The organism is Streptosporangium sp. NBC_01755 (assembly GCF_035917995.1).
Taxonomy (GTDB): domain Bacteria; phylum Actinomycetota; class Actinomycetes; order Streptosporangiales; family Streptosporangiaceae; genus Streptosporangium.
Window position 1 is genome coordinate 6,609,131 of record NZ_CP109131.1, and the last position, 17,314, is coordinate 6,626,444.

Annotated in this window: 1 protein-coding gene; it reads left to right on the forward strand. The window is 71.2% G+C overall.

From position 1 onward, the window contains the following. Positions 1–12: 12 nt before the first annotated feature. Complete coding sequence (locus OG884_RS30790) at positions 13–17,301, forward strand: SDR family NAD(P)-dependent oxidoreductase (RefSeq protein ID WP_326638683.1); 17,289 nt, start codon at positions 13–15, stop codon at positions 17,299–17,301. The last annotated feature ends 13 nt before the right edge of the window (positions 17,302–17,314 follow it).

Here is a 17,314-nt window from a genome sequence, read left to right on the forward strand (position 1 = left end):
AGGGCCACTCTCATGTCCGAAGACCGGAAGCTCGTCGAGTACCTGAAGTGGGTCACCACCGATTTGCACGAGACCCGCCGACGGCTCGAAGAGGTGGAGTCGGGCAGGCAGGAGCCGATCGCCATCGTGTCGATGGCGTGCCGCTTTCCAGGTGGGGTCAACTCTCCTGAGGATCTGTGGCGGTTGCTGATCGAGGGTGAGGACGCGATCTCGCGGGTTCCGGCCGATCGGGGCTGGGATCCGGAGTTGTTGTCAGCGGTGGGTGCCGGGTGCGAGGGCGGGTTCCTGACGGATGTGGCGGGGTTTGATGCGGGGTTCTTCGGGATCTCGCCGCGTGAGGCGCTGTCGATGGATCCGCAGCAGCGGTTGCTGCTGGAGACGTCGTGGGAGGCGATCGAGCGGGGCGGGATCGACCCGGTCTCGCTGAAGGGCAGCTCCACCGGTGTGTTCGTGGGCACCAACGGCCAGGACTACATGAGCCTGATCATGAGGGCTCCGGCGGATGCGCAGGGCAATGGCGTCACCGGTGTGGCGGCCAGCGTGTTGTCGGGCCGGCTGTCCTACACGCTGGGGTTGGAGGGCCCGGCGGTGTCGGTGGACACCGCGTGCTCGTCGTCGCTGGTGACATTGCACCTTGCGGCGCAGGCGCTGCGGTCGGGGGAGTGCTCGCTCGCGCTGGCCGGCGGTATCACGGTGATGACGTCGCCGATGGTGTTGGTCGGGTTCGGCCTACAGGGCAGCGGGATGGCGCCCGATGGGCGGTGCAAGGCGTTCTCCGACGCCGCGGACGGTACGAGCTGGTCCGAGGGTGTGGGCATGCTGGTGCTGGAGCGGTTGTCGGACGCCCGGCGCAACGGTCATCAGGTGCTGGCGGTGATGCGTGGCTCGGCGATCAATCAGGACGGTGCGTCCAATGGGTTGACGGCGCCGAACGGCCCGTCGCAGCGGCGGGTGATCCGCCAGGCACTGGTCAGCGCCGGTTTGTCGTCGTCCGAGGTGGACGCGGTGGAGGCGCACGGGACCGGCACGGTTCTGGGTGACCCGATCGAGGCGCAGGCGCTACTGGCGACCTATGGGCAGGACCGGGACGAGGGTCGGCCGCTGTTGCTGGGGGCGATCAAGTCGAACCTCGGTCATGCGCAGGCGGCAGCGGGTGTGGTCGGTGTGATCAAGATGGTGCTGGCGATGCGGCACGGTGTGCTGCCCAAGACGCTACATGTCGATACTCCCTCTTCGCACGTGGACTGGTCCGCCGGTGCGGTGAAGCTGCTGACCGAGCCGGCGGAATGGCCGGAGACCGGTCGCCTGCGCCGGGCGGGGGTGTCGTCGTTCGGGATCAGCGGCACCAACGCGCACATAATTCTTGAACAAGGACCGGAAACGCCGGAAGAAGACACTCCGCAGGACCAGGTGCCTGCCGCGGGTGTGCTGCCGGTGCTGGTGTCGGCGAAGACAGGTCAGGCGTTGCGGACGCAGGCCGAGCGGCTGGTCTCGCACATGAAGGACCGCGGTGAGACGGCGCTGGTCGATACAGCGTTCTCGCTGGCCACGACGCGGTCGGCGTTCGAGCATCGGGCGGTGGTGCTGGCCGATGGCCGTGAGGGTGTGCTGGCCGGGCTGCGGGGTGTGATCGAGGATCTGCCAGGTGCGGGTGTGGTGTGCGGGGTGGCTACGGAGCCGCAGCTCGCCTTCCTGTTCACCGGTCAGGGCAGCCAGCGGGCGGGGATGGGCCGGGAGCTGTATGAGCGGTTCCCGGTGTTCGCGAAGGCGTTGGACGAGGTGATCGCGAAGCTGGACCCGATGCTGGACGGTTCGCTGCGCGAGGTGCTGTTCGCCGAGCCGGGGTCGGTCGAGGCGGGGTTGCTGGATCAGACGGGGTGGGCGCAGCCGGCCCTGTTCGCGGTGGAGACGGCGTTGTTCCGGCTGGTGTCCTCGTGGGGGGTGCGGCCGGATGTGCTGGCGGGTCATTCGATCGGGGAGATCACCGCGGCGCATGTGGCCGGGGTGTTGTCGCTGGCCGATGCGTGTGTGTTGGTGGCGGGCCGGGCGCGGTTGATGCAGGCGCTCCCCTCCGGTGGGGCGATGGTGGCGGTGCAGGCCTCTGAGGAGGAGGTCGCCGAGCTGTTGGCCGGGCGGGAGAAGGAGGTGTCGGTCGCGGCGGTGAACGGCCCGGCGTCGGTGGTGATCTCCGGGGCCGAGCAGCCGGTTCTCGACATCGCCGCGGCGCTGGCGGAGCGGGGGGTGCGGGCGAAGCGGTTGCGGGTGTCGCATGCGTTCCATTCGCCGTTGATGGAGCCGATGCTGGCGGACTTCCGCACGCTGGCGAGCAGGCTCGGCTATGGCGCGCCGAGGGTTCCGATCGTGTCCACCCTGACCGGGCAGGCGGCCACGGCCGAGCAGCTGTGCTCGCCGGACTACTGGGTGGACCAGGTGCGTGGAGCGGTCCGCTTCGCCGACGGCATCCGCACCCTGCGCGCGCAGGGTGTGCGGGCGTATCTGGAGCTCGGCCCCGACGGGGTGCTGACCGCCATGGCCCAGGACACCATCGCGACCGAGCCGGAGGCACATGGGCACGAGTTGCCCTCGGTGCTGGTGCCGGTGCTGCGTAAGGGGCGGGACGAGCCCATGGCGGTGATGACGGCGCTGGCCCAGCTGCATGTGCACGGGGTGCCGGTCGACTGGCGATCGGTACTGCCGGGCGGGCGCCGGGTTGACCTGCCCACCTACCCCTTCGAGCACCAGCGGTTCTGGCCCGAGAACACCGGTTCCGGTATAGGGAACGTGGTGGCGGCAGGATTGGCCGCGACGGGTCATCCGCTGCTGGGCGCGGCGATGCCGCTGGCCAACTCCGACGGGGTGGTGCTGACCGGTCGGTTGTCGGTGAGTGCGCAGCCGTGGCTGGCCGATTACGTGGTGGAGGGCTCGGTACTGGTGCCGGGTTCGGCGTTCGTGGAGCTGGCGGTGCGGGCGGGTGACCAGGTCGGCTGCGACCTGGTCGAGGAGTTGACCCTGGACGCTCCATTGGTGCTGGGTGCGGGTGGCGCGGCCGTGGTGCAGGTGTGGGTGGGTGCCAAGGAGGAGTCGGGCCGTCGGAGCGTGAACGTGTATGCCCGGTCGGCGGGCGTGGCTGATGAGGTGGCGTGGGTGCGGTACGCGACCGGCACGCTCGCGGCCGGTGTTTCGGAGGTCGTGCCGTTTGAGGTGGCGGTGTGGCCGCCGGCCGGGGCGACCGCGATCGAGCTGGAGGGGTTGTACGAGGAGCTGGCCGAGGACGGTTTCGCTTACGGTCCGGTGTTCCAGGGGTTGCGGGCGGCCTGGCGGGGTGTCGACGGTGAGGTGTTCGCCGAGGTGGCGCTGCCCGAGCAGGCGGTGTCGGACTCCGGTGCGTTCGGGGTGCATCCGGCTCTGCTGGATGCGGCGCTGCACGCGGTGGCCTTCGCCGGGTTGGAGCCGGTGGAGGGTGGCCTGGTGCCGTCTTCGTGGGAGCAGGTGTGCCTGCACGCGGGTGGTGCTTCGGTGTTGCGGGTGCGGTTGGTCAGGACGGGGCCGGATGCGGTGTCGCTGAGCGCGGTGGACGCGGCCGGGGAGCCGGTGCTGTCGGCGCGCTCGGTGGTGTTGCGGCCGGTCTCGGCCGAGCAGCTGGCGCTCTCCGGTGGTGTCGGCGTGGGCTGGGAGTCGTTGTTCGGGGTGGAGTGGGCGCCCGCGGGTGCTTTGCCGGAGGCCGGTCAGACGTCGTCGATGCCGGTGGCGGTGCTGGGTGCGGACGCGTTGGGTGTTGCTCCCGCGTTGCGGGTGGCCGGGGAGCCGGGTGGCCTTGCGGTGGAGGTGCACGCGGAGCTGTCGTCGCTGGCGGCGGGCACGGTGCCGGCCGTGGTGATGGTGGAGGCGGTCTCGGATCCGGTGGGCGGGGTGGTGGAGTCGGCGCATGCGCTGACCGCCCGGGTGCTGGATCTGTTGCAGGGCTGGCTGGCCGAGGAGCGGTTCGCCGAGTCGCGGCTGGTGTTCCTGACCCGGGGCGCGGTCGCGGCGGGCGACGGCGAGGTGGTCGCCGATCTGGCGGCCGCGGCGGTGTGGGGTCTGGTGCGTAGTGCGCAGTCGGAGAACCCGGGCCGGTTCCTGTTGATCGATGTGGATCGGGAGTCCCCGCTGTCAGGGCTGCCGGGGGTGTTGGCCGGGGCGTTTTCCTCAGGTGAGCCGCAAGCCGTGGTGCGCGATGGTGAGGTGTGGGTGCCGCGCCTGGCGCGGGTGGCGCCCGGCTCTGACCTGGGCGACGTGGCGGGCCGGGTCTGGGATCCGGAGGGGACGGTGTTGATCACCGGTGGTACCGGTGGTCTGGGCGGGCTGTTTGCGCGGCATGTGGTGGCCGAGCGGGGTGTGCGGCATCTGCTGCTGGCCAGCCGCCGGGGTCTGGACGCTCCGGGTGCGCTGGAGTTGCGGGCCGAGTTGATCGCGCACGGGGTCGAGGTCACCATCGCGGCGTGCGACATGGCCGACCGGGACGCGGTGGCGGCCCTGCTGACGCAGGTCCCGGCCGAACATCCGCTGACCGCGGTGATCCACACCGCCGGTGTGCTGGCCGACGGGACGATTCCGTCGCTGTCGGCGGAGGGGTTGCATGCGGTGTTGCGGCCGAAGGTGGATGCGGCCTGGCATCTGCACGAGCTGACCCGGGGCCTGGACCTGGCGGCGTTCGTGGTGTTCTCCTCGCTTGCGGGTGTGGTGGGAGCGCCTGGTCAGGGTAACTACGCGGCGGCCAACGTGTTCTTGGACGCGCTGGCTCAGGTGCGCCGGGCTGCGGGGCTGGCGGGGTTGTCGCTGGCGTGGGGTGCCTGGGCCCAGGACGCGGGGATGACCGGCACGCTGGGTGAGATCGAGATGCGGCGGATCAGCCGGACGGGTATGCCGGCGTTGTCGGCCGAGCAGGGGCTCGCGGCGTTCGAGGCGGCGGTGGGGTCGGATCGGGCGATGGTGGTGGTGGTGCGGCTGGAGCTGTCGGTGCTGCGTACGTTCCCCGAGGTGCCGCATCTGATGCGGGGCCTGGTGCGTGCGGGCCGCCGCCTGGCGGTCTCCACTTCGGTGGGTGGGGATTCGGAGCTGGTGCGGCGGTTGGCGGGGCTGGAGGAGGCCGAGCGGGTTCGGCTGGTGGTGGAGCTGGTGCGCGCTCAGGCGGCGGTGGTGCTGGGGCACGCCTCGGGGGAGGCCGTCCAGCCCGGACGTGAGTTCCGTGAGCTGGGCTTCGACTCCCTGACCGCGGTGGACCTGCGCAACCGGCTCAACATCGCCGTCGGGTTGCGGTTGCCGGCGACGCTGGTGTTCGACTATCCGACGCCGCTCGTGCTGGCGCGGTTCCTGGTGTCGGAGTTGCTGGGCCGGCAGGACCAGGCCGTCGGGTCGGGTGTGGTGGCCGGGCCGAGGGCGTCGACGGCGGACGATCCGATCGTGATCGTGGGGATGAGCTGCCGGTTTCCCGGTGGGGTGAACTCGCCGGAAGAGCTGTGGCGGTTGCTGTCCGAGGGCGGGGAGGCGATCTCGCCGGTTCCGGCCGATCGGGGCTGGGATCCGGAGTTGCTGTCTGGGATGGGCCTCGATGTTCAGGGTGGGTTCCTGGCGGATGTGGCGGGGTTCGACGCGGGGTTCTTCGGGATCTCGCCGCGTGAGGCGCTGGCGATGGATCCGCAGCAGCGGTTGCTGCTGGAGGGGGCGTGGGAGGCGGTCGAGCGGGCCGGGATCGACCCGGTCTCGCTCAAGGGCAGCCACACCGGCGTGTTCGTGGGCACCAACGGCCAGGACTACACGAGCCTGATCGTGAGCACTCAGACGGATGTGCAAGGCCATGGCGTCACCGGTATGTCGGCCAGCGTGTTGTCGGGCCGGCTGTCCTACACGCTGGGGTTGGAGGGTCCGGCGGTGTCGGTGGACACGGCGTGTTCGTCGTCGCTGGTGGCGATGCACCTGGCGGCGCAGGCGCTGCGGCAGGGGGAGTGCTCGCTGGCGCTGGTCGGCGGTACGACGGTGATGGCGTCACCGATGGGGGTCATCGGGTTCAGCGCGCAGGGCGGGTTGTCGCCCGATGGGCGGTGCAAGGCGTTCGCCGACGCCGCGGACGGTACGAGCTGGTCTGAGGGTGTGGGCGTGCTGGTGCTGGAGCGGTTGTCGGATGCTCGGCGTAGCGGGCATGAGGTGCTGGCGGTGATGCGTGGGTCGGCGATCAACCAGGACGGGGCGTCGAACGGGTTGACCGCGCCGAACGGTCCGTCGCAGCAGCGGGTGATTCGTCAGGCGCTGGCCGGTGCGGGGTTGTCGCCGTCCGAGGTGGATGCGGTGGAGGCGCACGGTACGGGTACCAGGTTGGGTGACCCGATCGAGGCGCAGGCGCTGCTGGCGACCTACGGCAAGGACCGTGAAGCCGATCGGCCGCTGCTGCTGGGCGCGATCAAGTCGAACCTCGGTCACACCCAGGCCGCCGCGGGTGTGGCGGGTGTGATCAAGATGGTGCTGGCGATGCGGCACGGCGTGTTGCCCAAGACGCTGCATGTGGATGCGCCGTCCTCGCATGTGGACTGGGCCTCGGGCGCGGTGGAGCTGCTGACCGAGGCCAGGTCTTGGCCTCGGGTGGATCGGCCGTGGCGGGCGGGGGTGTCGTCGTTCGGAATCAGTGGCACCAACGCCCACGTAATCATCGAACAAGCGGTGGAATCTCCGGAAGCCGCGGACGAGGACGCTCCGCAGGACCACGCACCGGTTGCCGGTGTGGTGCCGGTGCTGGTGTCGGGCCGGTCGGTGGAGGCGTTGCGGGCGCAGGCCGGGCGGCTGGCGTCGGTCCTGGACGGCGAGCCTGGTCTGGGGCTGGCCGATGCGGCGTTTTCGCTGGCCACGACGCGGTCGGCGTTCGAGCATCGGGCGGTGGTGCTGGCCGCTGATCGTGAGGGGGTGCTGGCCGGGCTGGGTGCGCTGGCCGAGGACGGTCCGGGTGCGGGTGTGGTGCGCGGGGTGGCCGGGGCGGAGCCGCGGCTCGCGTTCCTGTTCACCGGTCAGGGTAGCCAGCGGGCGGGGATGGGCCGGGAGCTGTATGCGCGGTTCCCGGTGTTCGCGGCGGCGTTGGATGCGGTGATCGCCGAGCTGGATCCGCTGCTGGACGGTTCGCTGCGCGAGGTGCTGTTCGCCGAGCCGGGGTCGGTCGAGGCGGGGTTGCTGGATCAGACCGGGTGGGCGCAGCCGGCCCTGTTCGCGGTGGAGACGGCGTTGTTCCGGCTGGTGTCCTCGTGGGGGGTGCGGCCGGATGTGCTGGCGGGTCATTCGATCGGGGAGATCACCGCGGCGCATGTGGCCGGGGTGTTGTCGCTGGCCGATGCGTGTGTGTTGGTGGCGGGCCGGGCGCGGTTGATGCAGGCGCTCCCCTCCGGTGGGGCGATGGTGGCGGTGCAGGCCTCTGAGGAGGAGGTCGCCGAGCTGTTGGCCGGGCGGGAGAAGGAGGTGTCGGTCGCGGCGGTGAACGGCCCGGCGTCGGTGGTGATCTCCGGGGCCGAGCAGCCGGTTCTCGACATCGCCGCGGCGCTGGCGGAGCGGGGGGTGCGGGCGAAGCGGTTGCGGGTGTCGCATGCGTTCCATTCGCCGTTGATGGAGCCGATGCTGGCGGACTTCCGCACGCTGGCGAGCAGGCTCGGCTATGGCGCGCCGAGGGTTCCGATCGTGTCCACCCTGACCGGGCAGGCGGCCACGGCCGAGCAGCTGTGCTCGCCGGACTACTGGGTGGACCAGGTGCGTGGAGCGGTCCGCTTCGCCGACGGCATCCGCACCCTGCGCGCGCAGGGTGTGCGGGCGTATCTGGAGCTCGGCCCCGACGGGGTGCTGACCGCCATGGCCCAGGACACCATCGCGACCGAGCCGGAGGCACATGGGCACGAGTTGCCCTCGGTGCTGGTGCCGGTGCTGCGTAAGGGGCGGGACGAGCCCATGGCGGTGATGACGGCGCTGGCCCAGCTGCATGTGCACGGGGTGCCGGTCGACTGGCGATCGGTACTGCCGGGCGGGCGCCGGGTTGACCTGCCCACCTACCCCTTCGAGCACCAGCGGTTCTGGCCCGAGAACACCGGTTCCGGTATAGGGAACGTGGTGGCGGCAGGATTGGCCGCGACGGGTCATCCGCTGCTGGGCGCGGCGATGCCGCTGGCCAACTCCGACGGGGTGGTGCTGACCGGTCGGTTGTCGGTGAGTGCGCAGCCGTGGCTGGCCGATTACGTGGTGGAGGGCTCGGTACTGGTGCCGGGTTCGGCGTTCGTGGAGCTGGCGGTGCGGGCGGGTGACCAGGTCGGCTGCGACCTGGTCGAGGAGTTGACCCTGGACGCTCCATTGGTGCTGGGTGCGGGTGGCGCGGCCGTGGTGCAGGTGTGGGTGGGTGCCAAGGAGGAGTCGGGCCGTCGGAGCGTGAACGTGTATGCCCGGTCGGCGGGCGTGGCTGATGAGGTGGCGTGGGTGCGGTACGCGACCGGCACGCTCGCGGCCGGTGTTTCGGAGGTCGTGCCGTTTGAGGTGGCGGTGTGGCCGCCGGCCGGGGCGACCGCGATCGAGCTGGAGGGGTTGTACGAGGAGCTGGCCGAGGACGGTTTCGCTTACGGTCCGGTGTTCCAGGGGTTGCGGGCGGCCTGGCGGGGTGTCGACGGTGAGGTGTTCGCCGAGGTGGCGCTGCCCGAGCAGGCGGTGTCGGACTCCGGTGCGTTCGGGGTGCATCCGGCTCTGCTGGATGCGGCGCTGCACGCGGTGGCCTTCGCCGGGTTGGAGCCGGTGGAGGGTGGCCTGGTGCCGTCTTCGTGGGAGCAGGTGTGCCTGCACGCGGGTGGTGCTTCGGTGTTGCGGGTGCGGTTGGTCAGGACGGGGCCGGATGCGGTGTCGCTGAGCGCGGTGGACGCGGCCGGGGAGCCGGTGCTGTCGGCGCGCTCGGTGGTGTTGCGGCCGGTCCCGGCCGAGCAGCTGGCGCTCTCCGATGGTCGCGGGGCCGGGCAGGACACGCTGTTCCGGGTGGAATGGGCTGCGGTAGGCGGTCTGCCGGAAGCCGACCAGGTGCCGGTGGCGGTACTCGGCCGGGACACGCTGGGTGTCGCGGTGGCGTTGCGGGTGGCCGGGGACGTGGTGCCGGTGCATGCGGATCTGCTCGCGCTGGCCGAGGCGGGTCCGGTGCCGGCGGTGGTGCTCGCGGAGGTGGTCTCGGATCCGGTGGCCGGGGTGGTGGAGTCGGCGCATGCGCTGGTCGCTCGCGTTCTGGATGTGGTGCAGCGGTGGCTGGCCGATGACCGGTTCGCCGATTCGCGTCTGGTGTTCGTCACCCGGGGCGCGGTCGCGTCGGGTGACGGCGAGGTGGTAGCGGATCTTCCGGCTTCCGGGGTGTGGGGGCTGGTCCGCAGTGCGCAGTCGGAGAACCCGGGCCGGTTCGTGCTGGTCGACATGGACCAGGACCAGGCCTCGCTGTCGGCCTTGCGCGGTGTGCTGCCGGGGACGTTGGCGTCGGGTGAGCCGCAGGCGGTGGTGCGCGAGGGTGACGTTCTGGTCCCGCGCCTGGCGCGGGTGGCGTCCGGCAACGTCCCGACCGATGTTCCCGTTGATGTCTCCGGTGATGACGCCGGCCGGGTCTGGGATCCGGAGGGGACGGTGTTGATCACCGGTGGTACCGGTGGTCTGGGCGGGCTGTTCGCGCGGCATGTGGTGGCCGAGCGGGGTGTGCGGCATCTGCTGCTGGCCAGCCGCCGGGGTCTGGACGCTCCGGGTGCGCTGGAGTTGCGGGCCGAGTTGATCGCGCACGGGGTCGAGGTCACCATCGCGGCGTGCGACATGGCCGACCGGGACGCGGTGGCGGCCCTGCTGACGCAGGTCCCGGCCGAACATCCGCTGACCGCGGTGATCCACACCGCCGGTGTGCTGGCCGACGGGACGATTCCGTCGCTGTCGGCGGAGGGGTTGCATGCGGTGTTGCGGCCGAAGGTGGATGCGGCCTGGCATCTGCACGAGCTGACCCGGGGCCTGGACCTGGCGGCGTTCGTGGTGTTCTCCTCGCTTGCGGGTGTGGTGGGAGCGCCTGGTCAGGGTAACTACGCGGCGGCCAACGTGTTCTTGGACGCGCTGGCTCAGGTGCGCCGGGCTGCGGGGCTGGCGGGGTTGTCGCTGGCGTGGGGTGCCTGGGCCCAGGACGCGGGGATGACCGGCACGCTGGGTGAGATCGAGATGCGGCGGATCAGCCGGACGGGTATGCCGGCGTTGTCGGCCGAGCAGGGGCTCGCGGCGTTCGAGGCGGCGGTGGGGTCGGATCGGGCGATGGTGGTGGTGGTGCGGCTGGAGCTGTCGGTGCTGCGTACGTTCCCCGAGGTGCCGCATCTGATGCGGGGCCTGGTGCGTGCGGGCCGCCGCCTGGCGGTCTCCACTTCGGTGGGTGGGGATTCGGAGCTGGTGCGGCGGTTGGCGGGGCTGGAGGAGGCCGAGCGGGTTCGGCTGGTGGTGGAGCTGGTGCGCGCTCAGGCGGCGGTGGTGCTGGGGCACGCCTCGGGGGAGGCCGTCCAGCCCGGACGTGAGTTCCGTGAGCTGGGCTTCGACTCCCTGACCGCGGTGGACCTGCGCAACCGGCTCAACATCGCCGTCGGGTTGCGGTTGCCGGCGACGCTGGTGTTCGACTATCCGACGCCGCTCGTGCTGGCGCGGTTCCTGGTGTCGGAGTTGCTGGGCCGGCAGGACCAGGCCGTCGGGTCGGGTGTGGTGGCCGGGCCGAGGGCGTCGACGGCGGACGATCCGATCGTGATCGTGGGGATGAGCTGCCGGTTTCCCGGTGGGGTGAACTCGCCGGAAGAGCTGTGGCGGTTGCTGTCCGAGGGCGGGGAGGCGATCTCGCCGGTTCCGGCCGATCGGGGCTGGGATCCGGAGTTGCTGTCTGGGATGGGCCTCGATGTTCAGGGTGGGTTCCTGGCGGATGTGGCGGGGTTCGACGCGGGGTTCTTCGGGATCTCGCCGCGTGAGGCGCTGGCGATGGATCCGCAGCAGCGGTTGCTGCTGGAGGGGGCGTGGGAGGCGGTCGAGCGGGCCGGGATCGACCCGGTCTCGCTCAAGGGCAGCCACACCGGCGTGTTCGTGGGCACCAACGGCCAGGACTACACGAGCCTGATCGTGAGCACTCAGACGGATGTGCAAGGCCATGGCGTCACCGGTATGTCGGCCAGCGTGTTGTCGGGCCGGCTGTCCTACACGCTGGGGTTGGAGGGTCCGGCGGTGTCGGTGGACACGGCGTGTTCGTCGTCGCTGGTGGCGATGCACCTGGCGGCGCAGGCGCTGCGGCAGGGGGAGTGCTCGCTGGCGCTGGTCGGCGGTACGACGGTGATGGCGTCACCGATGGGGGTCATCGGGTTCAGCGCGCAGGGCGGGTTGTCGCCCGATGGGCGGTGCAAGGCGTTCGCCGACGCCGCGGACGGTACGAGCTGGTCTGAGGGTGTGGGCGTGCTGGTGCTGGAGCGGTTGTCGGATGCTCGGCGTAGCGGGCATGAGGTGCTGGCGGTGATGCGTGGGTCGGCGATCAACCAGGACGGGGCGTCGAACGGGTTGACCGCGCCGAACGGTCCGTCGCAGCAGCGGGTGATTCGTCAGGCGCTGGCCGGTGCGGGGTTGTCGCCGTCCGAGGTGGATGCGGTGGAGGCGCACGGTACGGGTACCAGGTTGGGTGACCCGATCGAGGCGCAGGCGCTGCTGGCGACCTACGGCAAGGACCGTGAAGCCGATCGGCCGCTGCTGCTGGGCGCGATCAAGTCGAACCTCGGTCACACCCAGGCCGCCGCGGGTGTGGCGGGTGTGATCAAGATGGTGCTGGCGATGCGGCACGGCGTGTTGCCCAAGACGTTGCATGTGGATGCGCCGTCCTCGCATGTGGACTGGGCCTCGGGTGCGGTGGAGCTGCTGACCGAGCAGGTGGAGTGGCCGCGGACGGGTCGTCCGCGCCGGGCGGGGGTGTCGTCGTTCGGGATCAGCGGCACCAACGCGCACGTGATCCTCGAACAAGGGCCGGAAACATCGGCGGAAGAAGACACTCCGCAGGACCGGGTGCCTGCCGCGGGTGTGGTGCCGGTGCTGGTGTCGGCGAAGACAGGTCAGGCATTGCGGGCGCAGGCCGGGCGGCTGGTGTCGGTCCTGGCCGGCGAGCCTGGTCTGGGGCTGGCCGATGCGGCGTTCTCGCTGGCCACGACGCGGTCGGCGTTCGAGCATCGGGCGGTGGTGCTGGCCGCTGATCGTGAGGGGGTGCTGGCCGGGCTGGGTGCGCTGGCCGAGGATCTGCCAAGCGTGAGTGTGGTGCACGGAGCGGCGGGAGCGGAGCCGCGGCTCGCGTTCCTGTTCACCGGTCAGGGTAGCCAGCGGGCGGGGATGGGCCGGGAGCTGTATGAGCGGTTCCCGGTGTTCGCGGCGGCGTTGGATGCGGTGATCGCCGAGCTGGATCCGCTGCTGGACGGTTCGCTGCGCGAGGTGCTGTTCGCCGAGCCGGGCAGTGACCAGGCGCAGGCGGGGTTGCTGGATCGGACCGGGTGGGCGCAGCCGGCCCTGTTCGCGGTGGAGACGGCGTTGTTCCGGCTGGTGTCCTCGTGGGGGGTGCGGCCGGATGTGCTGGCGGGGCATTCGATCGGGGAGATCACCGCGGCGCATGTGGCCGGGGTGTTGTCCCTGAGTGATGCGTGTGCGTTGGTGGCGGGCCGGGCGCGGTTGATGCAGGCGCTCCCCTCCGGTGGGGCGATGGTGGCGGTGCAGGCCTCTGAGGAGGAGGTCGCCGCCCTGCTGGCCGGGCGGGAGAAAGAGGTGTCGGTCGCGGCGGTGAACGGCCCGGTCTCGGTGGTGATCTCCGGGGTCGAGCAGCCGGTCCTTGAGGTCGCCGCCGCCCTGGAGAAGCGGGGGGTCAGGACGAAGCGGTTGCGGGTGTCGCATGCGTTCCATTCGCCGTTGATGGAGCCGATGCTGGCGGACTTCCGTGCGCTGGCGAGCAGGCTCGGCTATGGCGCGCCGAGGGTTCCGATCGTGTCCACCCTGACCGGGCAGGCGGCCACGGCCGAGCAGTTGTGCTCGCCGGACTACTGGGTGGATCAGGTGCGTGGAGCGGTCCGCTTCGCCGACGGCATCCGCACCCTGCGCGCGCAGGGTGTGCGGGCGTATCTGGAGCTGGGCCCCGACGGGGTGCTGACCGCCATGGCTCAGGACACGCTGATGGCGGACTCGGGCCCGAGTGCCGCGAATCAGGCCTCAAAGTCCGGCTCGGACGTGGAACCGGCCTCCGGGCCGGATTCGGACGTGGTGCTGGTGCCGGTGTTGCGCGGGGGCCGGGACGAGCAGGAGGCCGTTACCGAGGCGCTGGCTCGTCTGCACGTGCACGGCGTGCCGGTGAACTGGCAGACGGTGCTTCCGCGCGGGCGCCGGGTCGATCTGCCGACCTATGCCTTCGAGCACCAGCGGTACTGGCCTGAGGGGGCCGGTTCCCAGGTGGGCAACGTGGCCGCGGCCGGGCTGGCGACAGCCGGTCATCCGCTGCTGGGCGCCGCGGTGGGGCTGGCCGACTCCGACGGTGTGCTGCTGACCGGCCGCCTGTCGGTGCGGTCGCATCCGTGGCTGGCCGATCACGCGGTGGCCGGGACGGTGATCTTCCCGGGTACCGGGTTCCTGGAGCTGGCGATCCGGGCGGGTGACCAGGTCGGCTGCGATGTGGTGGAGGAGCTGACGCTGACCGCGCCGCTGGTGCTGGGCGAGACCGACGCCGTCGCGGTGCAGGTGTGGGTGGGCGCCGCGCAGGAGTCGGGCCGCCGGAGCGTGAACGTGTACGCCCGGTCGGCGCAGGCCGCGGACGATGTGCCGTGGGTGCGGCACGCGACCGGCACTTTGGCTGCCGGTGTGCTCGCGACCGGCACGTCTCCCGCGGTGCCGTTCGACGCGGCGGTGTGGCCGCCGCAGGGCGCGACCGCTATCGAGACGGATGGGTTGTACGAGGGAATGGCCGCGGGCGGGTTCGCCTACGGTCCGGTGTTCCAGGGGTTGCGGGCGGCCTGGCGGGGTGTCGACGGTGCGGTGTTCGCCGAGGTCGTCCTGCCCGAGCAGGCGCAGTCGAGTGCGGGTGCGTTCGGGGTGCACCCGGCGTTGCTGGACGCGGCGTTGCACGCGGTGCCGTTCGTCGGGCTGGAGCCGGTGGAGGGGGGCCGGTTGCCGTTCTCCTGGAGTGAGGTGAGCCTGCAGGCGGCAGGTGCGGCGATGTTGCGGGTGCGGCTGCTTCGGACCGCTGCCGACTCGGTCACGCTGACGGCGGTGGACGCGGCCGGGGAGCCGGTGCTGTCGGCGCGGTCGCTGGTGCTGCGTCCGTTCTTGCCCGGTCAGATCGCCGCCGCGGGTGGTGGCCAGGTGATGGAGCGCGATGGGCTGTTCCGGTTGGAGTGGACCACGCTCTCCGAGGTCACCGTGGCCGACCCGGTGCCGGTGGCGATGGTCGGCTTCGCGGCGTTCGAGCCGGACGCGCTGGGTCTTGCGAGGAGGTGGGAGTCGGTCGCGGTTCATCGTGATCTGTCGGCGCTGGCGGAGGCGGGGTCGGTGCCGGGGGTGGTGCTGGCCGAGGTCGCGGCCGGGTCGGCGGTGGAGGTGGTGGCTTCGGCGCATGAGGTGACGGCCGGGGTTCTGGGACTGTTGCAGGGCTGGTTGGCCGAGGAGCGGTTCGCCGAGTCGCGGCTGGTGTTCGTCACCCGGGGGGCGGTCGCGGCGGGTGATGGCGAGGTGGTCGCCGATCTGGCGGCCGCGGCGGTGTGGGGATTGGTGCGTAGTGCCCAGTCGGAGAATCCGGGCCGGTTCCTGCTGGTCGACGTGGACGGGCAGGAGTCCTCGCTGTCGGCATTGCCGGGGATTCTGGCCGGTCTGCCGACGTCGGGTGAGCCGCAGGTGGCGGTGCGTGACGGTGGGGTGTGGGCGCCGAGGTTGGCGTCGCTGGTGTCGGGGGCGGGTCTGCTGCCGCCGGCCGGTGAGGTGGCGTGGCGGTTGGGCAGCCGGGCCAAGGGCAGCCTGGACGCGCTGGAGTTGCTCGCGTTCCCGCAGGCGACCGCGCCGTTGGAGGCCGGGCAGGTACGGCTGGCGGTGCACGCGGCGGGGGTGAACTTCCGTGACCTGCTGGACGGGTTGAACGCGCTGGGCTGGTTCCAGGACAAGGTCGGCCTGATGGGTGGTGAGGCCGCCGGGGTGGTGCTGGAGGTCGGCCCCGAGGTCGACGACCTGCACCCGGGCGACCGGGTGGTCGGTCTGGCCGAAGGCTCGTTCGGCCCGGTGACGGTCACTCACGCCCGAGCCCTGGCCAAGATCCCCGATGGGGTCTCGTTCGAGCAGGCCGCGACGATCCCGGTGACGTTCCTGACGGCCTACTACGGGCTGATGGACCTGGCCGGGCTGCGGGAGGGCGAGCGGCTGCTGGTGCACGCCGGCACCGGCGGTGTGGGCATGGCGGCGATTCAGCTGGCCCAGCGGCTGGGGGTGGAGGTGTTCGCCACGGCCAGCCCGGCCAAGTGGGACGTGCTGCGTTCGCTGGGCATCCCGGACGATCACATCGCGTCCTCGCGGAGCCTGGAGTTCGAGGAGCGGTTTCGCGCGGTCTGCGGTGAGCGGGGCATCGACGTGGTGCTCAACTCGCTGACCGGGGAGTTCATCGACGCCTCGGCGCGGCTGCTGCGTCCGGGCGGCCGGTTCGTCGAGTTGGGCAAGCTCGACATTCGCGACCAGGAGCGGTTCCCCGGGCTGGTGTATCACTGGTTTGACATGCTGGATGCCGGGCCTGAGCGGTTGCGGCAGATGCTGGGCGGGCTGATGGGGTTGTTCGCGGCGGGTGAGCTGGAGCCGTTGCCGTTCACGGCGTGGGATGTGCGCCGGGGCCGGGATGCGTTCCGGTTCATGAGCCAGGCCCGGCACACCGGCAAGATCGTGCTGACCATGCCCCGGGTCTGGAACCCGGAGGGCACCGTCCTGATCACCGGTGGCACCGGTGGTCTGGGTGCGTTGTTCGCGCGGCATGTGGTGGCCGAGCGGGGTGTGCGGCATCTGCTGCTGGCCAGCCGTCGGGGTCTGGAGGCTCCGGGTGCGCTGGAGTTGCGGGCCGAGTTGATCGCGCACGGGGTCGAGGTGGAGATCGCCGCCTGTGACATGGCGGATCGGGATCAGGTGGCGGCGCTGCTGGCCGGTGTGGATGCCGGGCATCCGCTGACCGCGGTGATTCACACCGCGGGTGTGCTGGCCGACGGGACGATTCCGTCGCTGTCGGCGGAGGGGTTGCATGCGGTGTTGCGGCCGAAGGTGGATGCGGCCTGGCATCTGCACGAGCTGACCCGGGGCCTGGACCTGGCGGCGTTCGTGGTGTTCTCCTCGCTTGCGGGTGTGGTGGGAGCGCCTGGTCAGGGTAACTACGCGGCGGCCAACGTGTTCTTGGACGCGCTGGCTCAGGTGCGCCGGGCTGCGGGGCTGGCGGGGTTGTCGCTGGCGTGGGGTGCCTGGGCCCAGGACGCGGGGATGACCGGCACGCTGGGTGAGATCGAGATGCGGCGGATCAGCCGGACGGGTATGCCGGCGTTGTCGGCCGAGCAGGGGCTCGCGGCGTTCGAGGCGGCGGTGGGGTCGGATCGGGCGATGGTGGTGCCGGTGCGACTGGAGCTGTCGGCGTTGCGGGCGATGGGCGAGGTGCCGCATCTGATGCGGGGCCTGGTGCGTGCGGGGCGCCGGTCGGCGGTCTCCGTTCTCGCGGGCGGGGACGCGGAGCTGGTGCGGCGGCTGGCGGGCCTGGAGCAGGCCGAGCGGGTGCGGCTGGTGATGGAACTGGTGTGCACTCAGGCGGCGGCGGTGCTGGGGCACGAGTCGGTGGACGCGATCCAGCCGGGACGGGAGTTCCGTGAGCTGGGCTTCGACTCCCTCACCACCATGGAGCTGCGCAACCGGCTGAACGCGGTGACGGGGCTGCAGCTGTCGGCGACCATCATCTTCGACTACCCCACTCCCGCCAGCCTCGCCGAATACCTTCTGGAGGAAATCGCGCCCGGAGCGAACACCGCGGTAGAGCTGTCATTGCTGGCCGATCTCGACCGGTTCGAGACCGCTCTTTCCGGCAACGCGCTCGACGATCTCACCCGGAACGGCATCGCGACCCGGCTGCGGCACCTGCTGGCGAAGGTGAGCGAGAGCGGCACGGAAACCAGTGAAATCGCTGTCGCCGACATGCTCGAATCGGCGAGTACCGAGGAAATCCTCAGCTTCATCGACAACGAACTGGGCCGCTCGAAAGATCTGTGATTCGAGCCCGTGT